Annotated in this window: 6 protein-coding genes and 1 pseudogene; 3 read left to right on the forward strand and 4 right to left on the reverse strand. The window is 71.6% G+C overall.

Translation table 11 applies throughout. From position 1 onward, the window contains the following. The 4 genes and pseudogenes from H0488_RS20935 to H0488_RS20950 all read right to left on the reverse strand — a co-directional run. Positions 1-606, reverse strand: a pseudogene (locus H0488_RS20935) (bifunctional [glutamine synthetase] adenylyltransferase/[glutamine synthetase]-adenylyl-L-tyrosine phosphorylase); the annotation flags it as partial. Next, positions 603-1,292 carry a type 1 glutamine amidotransferase gene (locus H0488_RS20940; protein WP_183101156.1) on the reverse strand — a complete coding sequence of 230 codons (690 nt, stop codon included), beginning with the start codon at positions 1,290-1,292 and terminating at the stop codon, positions 603-605. The gene H0488_RS20940 and the pseudogene H0488_RS20935, both read right to left, overlap by 4 nt. Position 1,293: 1 nt before the next feature. Beyond that, a complete protein-coding gene (glnA, locus tag H0488_RS20945; protein WP_183101157.1) occupies positions 1,294-2,631 on the reverse strand; it encodes a type I glutamate--ammonia ligase in 1,338 nt (445 codons plus the stop codon). A gap of 9 nt (positions 2,632-2,640) precedes the next feature. Further along, positions 2,641-4,731 carry an NAD(+) synthase gene (locus H0488_RS20950; protein WP_183101158.1) on the reverse strand — a complete coding sequence of 697 codons (2,091 nt, stop codon included), beginning with the start codon at positions 4,729-4,731 and terminating at the stop codon, positions 2,641-2,643. Between the two features lie 74 nt (positions 4,732-4,805). Between H0488_RS20950 and H0488_RS20955 the strand changes: the two genes are divergently transcribed. The 3 genes from H0488_RS20955 to H0488_RS20965 form a co-directional block, all read left to right on the forward strand. After that, complete coding sequence (locus tag H0488_RS20955; RefSeq protein ID WP_183101159.1) at positions 4,806-5,300, forward strand: VOC family protein; 495 nt, start codon at positions 4,806-4,808, stop codon at positions 5,298-5,300. 121 nt (positions 5,301-5,421) lie between these two features. Next, the gene (gene panB, locus H0488_RS20960) at positions 5,422-6,267 is read left to right on the forward strand and encodes a 3-methyl-2-oxobutanoate hydroxymethyltransferase (protein ID WP_220794852.1); all 846 of its coding nucleotides are present in this window, start codon (positions 5,422-5,424) and stop codon (positions 6,265-6,267) included. A gap of 49 nt (positions 6,268-6,316) precedes the next feature. Beyond that, on the forward strand, positions 6,317-6,854 hold a 538-nt coding region (locus H0488_RS20965; protein WP_183101161.1), incomplete at its 3' end, for a PQQ-dependent sugar dehydrogenase.

Here is a 6,854-nt window from a genome sequence, read left to right on the forward strand (position 1 = left end):
GGTGTGGGCGTCCTCGCCGACGGCAGCCCGCGCGACCGCGAGCGCCGCGTCGAGGGTGCCGGCAGCCAGGTCGGACAGCTCGGCCGCGACGTCGTCGACCCCGAGCTCGTGGGTCAGGTCCCGCGCCGCCAGCGGCAGCAGCAGCCGGCGGTAGGTGACCCGGAGCGCGTCGACGGCCTCGGCCTCCGGCACGGTCGCGACCGGCTCCGCTGCCTGGGGGTCCGCACCGACCGCCTCCATCAGGGAGGCGCGCAGGGACCAGGCGGCGGGACGGGTGGTGCCGAGCGTCGAGTCGGCGAGGACCCGCCAGTGGTCCGGGTGGGCGACCAAGTGGTCGGCCAGAGCGGCGCTGGCGCCGAGGACGCCGAGCAGCCGCATCGCCGTACCCTCGTCGGCGGCGAGGGCGGTGAGCAGCGCCTCTCGGTCGTCGACGGCGTCGGCCAGGCGGGTCAGCGCGGACAGCGCGGCGCTCGGCTCGGCCGACCTGCCGAGGATGGCGACCAGCTCCAGGCCGGCGTTGCCCAGCTCGGCGAGCTCCTCGAGCGCGCGGTCGGCGTCGGCGAAGCCGTACCGGAGCAGCTCGCTCCGCAGCGTCGCCCGATTCATGGGGTCACGGTAGCGACGAGGGCTTTCCCGAGATCACGCCACGACAGCTCGAGCTCGGTGTCGGCCGCCTGCACGGCGGCGACGCCGTCGTCGGCCCGGGGACCGGGCTCCTTCGCGGCCCAACCGCGCACGATCTCCGGGGTCGCCTCGGGATGCCACTGGACGCCCCACACCGTGGGCGCGAACCGCATCGCCTGCACCTCGCCGAGGTCGGTCGCAGCGAGCAGCACCGCGCCCGGCGGCGGGTCGAGCACCAGGTCCTGGTTCCACTGCACCACCCGGCCGGTCGATGCGAACCCGCCCAGGAGCGGGTCGGCGGCCGCCGCCTCGGTCCACCCGACGTGGTGGACCCCGACCTGGCGGCCGCGGGGGTTGCGGCCGACCGTGCCGCCGAGCGCCACGGCGATCAGCTGGTGGCCGAGACAGATCCCCAGCGTCGGCACCGCGTCCCGTGCGGCCGCTCGCAGGAGCTGCTTGGTCGGCGTGAGCCAGGCATGGAGGGCGTCGTCACCCGCACCCATCCCGCCGCCGAGCACCACGAGCGCGTCGTGGCCCGCGAGGTCCGCGGGCAGCTCCTGGCCGGCGTACGGGCGTCGTACGTCGAGCTCGGCGCCGGCGTCGACCAACGAGGTCCCGAGCCGCGCGGGCGGGCACTCGTCCTCGTGCTGGACGACCAGGACCCTCATGTCACAGGACGGGCAACATGCGGTCACGCTCGAAGGCGGAGACCTGACCGCGGTACTCGTCCCACTCGGCGCGCTTGTTGCGCAGGAAGTAGTCGAAGACCTGCTCCCCCAGCGTCTCGGCGAGCAGCTCGGAGCGCTCGGCGATCTCGATGGCCTCGTTGAGGTTCTTGGGCAGCGGGGAGATGCCGAGGCTGCGACGCTCGGCGTCGCTCAGCGCCCAGACGTCGTCCTCGGCCTCGCGCGGGAGCTCGTAGCCCTGCTCGATGCCCTTCAGACCGGCGGCGAGCACCGCGGCGAACGCCAGGTAGGGGTTGCAGGCGGCGTCGAGGGTGCGCAGCTCGATCCGCGTCGACTGGCTCTTGAGCGGCTTGTACATCGGCACCCGGATCATCGCCGACCGGTTGTTGTGTCCCCAGCAGACGTACGACGGCGCCTCGCCGCCCCACATCATCCGCTTGTAGGAGTTGACCCACTGGTTGGTGACGACGCTGATCTCGCCCGAGTGGTTGAGTACGCCGGCGATGAACTGGCGGCCGACCTTGGAGAGCTGGTACTCGGCTCCCGGCTCGTAGAAGGCGTTCTGGTCACCCTCGAAGAGCGACAGGTGGGTGTGCATGCCCGACCCGGGGTTGTCGGTGAACGGCTTCGGCATGAAGGTCGCCCAGATGCCCTGGCTGATGGCGACCTCTCGGATCACCGCGCGGAAGGTCATGATGTTGTCGGCGGTCGACAGCGCGTCGGCGTACCGCAGATCGATCTCCTGCTGGCCCGGGCCGCCCTCGTGGTGGCTGAACTCGACCGAGATGCCCATCGCCTCGAGCATCGTGATCGCCTCGCGCCGGAAGTCGGCGCCGTCGGAGTGCGCGGCGTGGTCGAAGTAGCCGCTGCGGTCGACCGGCACCGGCTCGGTGCCGGGCTCGGGCTCCTTCTTGAAGAGGTAGAACTCGATCTCGGGGTGCGTGTAGAAGGTGAAGCCCTGCTCGGCGGCCTTGCTCAGGGTCCGCTTGAGCACGTTGCGCGGATCGGCGTACGACGCCGAACCGTCGGGCATCACGATGTCGCAGAACATCCGGGCCGTCGACGGGCCCTCGCCGCGCCACGGGAGGATCTGGAAGGTGCCCGGGTCGGGCTTCGCCAGCATGTCGGACTCGTAGACCCGGGCGAAGCCCTCGATCGCCGACCCGTCGAAGCCGATGCCCTCCGCGAACGCGCCCTCGAGCTCGGCCGGCGCGACCGCGACCGACTTGAGGAACCCGAGCACGTCGGTGAACCACAACCGGACGAACCGGACGTCACGCTCTTCGAGAGCGCGGAGAACGAAGTCTTCCTGCTTGCCCATGGCTGCAGCCTATTGGGTCGGCACCTGCTCCAGCTCGGCGAGCCATGACGCGGCGCTCGCGTCCGACGGCATCCGCCAGTCGCCGCGCGGCGACATGGTGCCGCCGTTGCTCACCTTCGGGCCGTTGGGGAGCGCCGACCGCTTGAACTGGCTGGCGAAGAACCGCCGCACGAAGACCTCCAGCCACCGGCGCACGGTGGCGAGGTCGTACGACGCCCGCCCGTCCTCCGGGAACCCCGGAGGCCACTCCCCTGCCGCCGGGTCCTTCCAGGCGTGCCAGGCGAGGAACGCGATCTTGCTCGGACGGTAGCCGCGCCGGATGACGTGGAACAGCGTGAAGTCCTGCAGCGCGTAGGGGCCGACGGAGTCCTCGGTCGCCTGCGGCTTCTCACCCTCGGTCGTCGGGATCAGCTCGGGCGTGATCTCCTGCTCGAGGATCTCGCGGAGCACGACATCCGCCTCGTCGTCGTACGACCCGCCGTGCAGCTGCCGGGAGTCGATCACCCACCGAATGAGGTGCTGGATCAGCGTCTTCGGCACGCCCGCGTTGACGTTGTAGTGCGACATCTGGTCGCCGACGCCGTAGGTGCACCAGCCGAGCGCGAGCTCGGACAGGTCGCCGGTGCCGAGCACGATGCCGCCGCGGTGGTTGGCGAGCCGGAAGAGGTAGTCGGTGCGCAGACCGGCCTGGACGTTCTCGAAGGTGACGTCGTAGGTCGGCGCCCCGTCGCTGTAGGGGTGGTCGAGGTCCTTCAGCATCTGCTCCGCGGCCGGCTTGATGTCGAGCTCGGCGAAGGTGCAGCCCAGCGCCGTGGCGAGCCGGGTGGCGTAGGACTTCGTGGTCGCTCCGGTCGCGAAGCCCGGCATGGTGAACGCGTGGATGTCGCTGCGGGGGCGGCCCAGCCGGTCCATCGCCTTGGCGGCCACGATCAGCGCGTGGGTCGAGTCGAGACCGCCGCTGACACCGATGACCACCTTCGGCTGGAAGTCGCCGCTGCCGATGGCCGTGAGCCGCTGCTCGAGCCCGGAGACCTGGATGTTGTAGGCCTCGTAGCAGTCGAGCGCGAGCCGCGCCGGGTCGTCGGGGACGAACGGGTAGCGGTCGACCTTGCGGAGCAGGCCGATGTCACCGGTCGGCGGCGTCAGCTCGAACGGGATCGTCCGGAACCCGCCGCCGGTCGAGGTGCGAGCGGAGCGAGCCTCGAGACCAAGGCCCCGCCGGTTGTCGTCGTGGCTCCCCTGCCGGATCCGCTCCTGCCGCAGCCGGTCGAGGTCGACGTCGACGACGGTCGCCCGCGGCCCGTCGGGAAAGCGCTCGCTCTCGCCGAGCAGGTCGCCGCACTCGTAGACCATCGTCTGCCCGTCCCAGGACAGGTCGGTGGTCGACTCGCCCTGGCCGGCAGCGGTGTAGACGTAGGCGGCGTTGCACCGCGAGCTGGCCGACTGCACCAGCTGCCGCCGGCCCTCGGAGCGGCCGACGGTGACCGGGCTGGCGCTGAGGTTGGCGAGCACGGTCGCGCCGGCCAGCGACGCCTGGGCGCTCGGCGGCACCGGCACCCACATGTCCTCGCAGATCTCGACGTGCAGGTGCAGGCCGGGCAGGTCGGTCGCGGTGAAGATCAGGTCCGGCCCGAGCGGGACCTCCTGGCCGGCGAGCTCGACGGTCGCGTCCGCGAGGTCGTCGCCGGGCGCGAACCAGCGCCGCTCGTAGAACTCGCGGTAGTTCGGCAGGTAGGACTTCGGGGCCACCCCGAGGATCCGGCCCCGGTGGATGACCACGCCGCAGTTGTAGATCCGGTTGCCCCGTTCGACGGGCGCGCCGACCACGAACACCGGCAGCAGGTCGGTGGAGGCCGCGACGAGCTCGGCGATCGCCGTACGCACCGCTGCGAGGAGGGTGTCCTGCAGGAACAGGTCGTCGACGGCGTATCCGGTCAGCCCCAGCTCGGGGAAGACCGCGACCGCCACGCCCTGCTCGTGGAGGGCGCGGACCTGCTCGAGCGTGCGCGCGGCGTTGGTGGCCGGGTCCGCGAGCGCGACCGGCACCGTGCACGCCGCCACTCGCGCGAAGCCCTGGGCGTATGCCGAGTAGAAGTCCACAGGTGGAGTCTAGGGATCGGCGCGGCGATGAGCGCCTCCGATGAGTACGCCGACGCGGGCCGGTCTGCACCGGCATGGCGATCACGTCCGGCATCTCCCCCTGCCTCTGGTTCGACGACGACCTCGAGGCGGCGGCCCGGTTCTACACCGGGATCTTCCCGAACTCCTCGATCGGTCACCTCACCCGCTACCACGGGGCAGGTCCCGGTGAACCCGGCCGGGTGATGGCCGGCGAGTTCACCCTCGACGGCATCACCTTCCGCGGCATCAACGGCGGCCCGGCACCCTTCGGCTTCACCGAGGCGATCTCGTTCTCGATCACGTGTCGTGACCAGACCGAGGTCGACTACTACTGGGACGCGCTCGCCGACGGCGGCGAGGAGTCGGTCTGCGGGTGGCTCAAGGACCGGTTCGGGCTCTCGTGGCAGATCGTCCCGGCCCGGCTCTACGAGCTGGTCTCGGACCCCGACCCGGCCCGTGCCGAGGCGGCGACCCGGGCGATGCTCGGCATGCGCCGGATCGTCGTCGCCGAGCTGGAGGCCGCCGCCGACGCGGCGACCGCCGGTTGACCGGGTGACCCGGGTGACCCGGGTGACGCAGCACACAGCACACATCGGGGCGATCGAGGACTAGCCTCGTCGTTGTTCCTGACAGTCCGTGGACCCGCACCAGGTGGGCCGCGAGATATCGATGAGGAGCTCGACGATGAGCGAGGAAGTCGCCGCCCCCTACGGGCCGACCATCAAGCGGATCCGCACGCACCACCTGCGCGAGATGAAGGAGCGCGGCGAGCGCTTCTCCATGCTCACCAGCTATGACCAGCTGACCGCGCAGATCTTCGACGAGGCCGGGGTCGAGGTCCTGCTCGTCGGCGACAGCGCCTCCAACAACGTCCTCGGCAACACCACGTCGCTGCCGATCACGGTCGACGAGCTGCTCCCCCTCACCCGGGCGGTCAGCGGTGCCGTCGAGCGCGCGATGGTGGTCGGCGACCTGCCGTTCGGCTCCTACCAGGCCTCCCCCGAGCAGGCCTACCTGACCGCCGTCCGCTTCATGAAGGAGGGCGGCGCGCACTGCGTGAAGCTCGAGGGCGGCGTCGAGATGGTGCCGCAGATCGAGCGGATGGTGCGCGGCGGCATCCCCGTGATGGCGCACATCGGCTTCACCCCCCAGTCCGAGCACACCCTCGGCGGCTACCGGGTGCAGGGCCGCGGCGACGCGGCCGAGCGGGTGCTGCGCGACGCCGAGGCGGTGCAGGAAGCGGGAGCGTTCGCGGTGGTCATGGAGATGGTCCCCGGCGACGTCGCCGCCGAGATCACCCGCAAGCTGCACATCTCGACGATCGGCATCGGCGCGGGCAACCAGTGCGACGCCCAGGTCCTCGTCTGGCAGGACGCCTTCGGCCTGCGCACCGGGCGGATGCCGCGCTTCGTCAAGCAGTACGCCGACGTCCGGTCGGTCCTGCTCGACGCCGCCAGGACCTACGACGCCGAGGTGAAGTCCGGCGAGTTCCCGGGGCCCGAGCACACCTTCTGACGCGCGCCGGTCCCTTGACCGCCGCGCCGGTCGACGTAGTTTGGGGTCCATGCGCACGCTCGGAGCCCCCCTCGCCGTACTCGCCCTCCTCGCCGGTGCCCTCGTCCCGGCCGCCGCCAGCGCCACGCACCTGAACTCTCGGCCCCATTCCGACGAGATCCAGGGCCCGAACCTCAGGTACGACGCGGGACAGCGGCGCGCGGCACCCGAGCTGCGGGTGACGACGGTCGCCAACGGGCTGGACATCCCGTGGGACGTGCGATCGATCGGCGAGGGACGGCTGCTGTTCACCCAGCGGGACCGGGCCAGCCTCACCCTGATCGAGGCCGACGGCGACACCCGCCGGATCGGCTTCCCGAGCAGGCGGATCTGGGTGAACGGCGAGACCGGTCTGATGGGGCTCGCGATCGACCCCGGCTTCGCCGAGAACCGGCGGATCTACACCTGCCAGGGCTGGAAGCTCCCGAACGGCGGGAAGGACATCCGGGTCGTCGCGTGGAAGCTCGACCCCGGCCTCACCGCGGTCGGCCGGCCCGACCCGCTCGTCACCGGCCTGCCGACCGTCACCGGTCGGCACGGCGGCTGCC

Source organism: Nocardioides pelophilus (assembly GCF_014180685.1).
Classification (GTDB): Bacteria; Actinomycetota; Actinomycetes; order Propionibacteriales; family Nocardioidaceae; genus Nocardioides; species Nocardioides pelophilus.

What these genes read in the sequence shown, in the direction of transcription:
- panB (WP_220794852.1), top strand. Translation starts at nt 5,422, where the DNA reads ATGAGGAGCTCGACGATGAGCGAGGAAGTCGCCGCCCCCTACGGGCCG.
- H0488_RS20955 (WP_183101159.1), top strand. Translation starts at nt 4,806, where the DNA reads ATGGCGATCACGTCCGGCATCTCCCCCTGCCTCTGGTTCGACGACGAC.
- glnA (WP_183101157.1), bottom strand. Translation starts at nt 2,631, where the DNA reads ATGGGCAAGCAGGAAGACTTCGTTCTCCGCGCTCTCGAAGAGCGTGAC.
- H0488_RS20940 (WP_183101156.1), bottom strand. Translation starts at nt 1,292, where the DNA reads ATGAGGGTCCTGGTCGTCCAGCACGAGGACGAGTGCCCGCCCGCGCGG.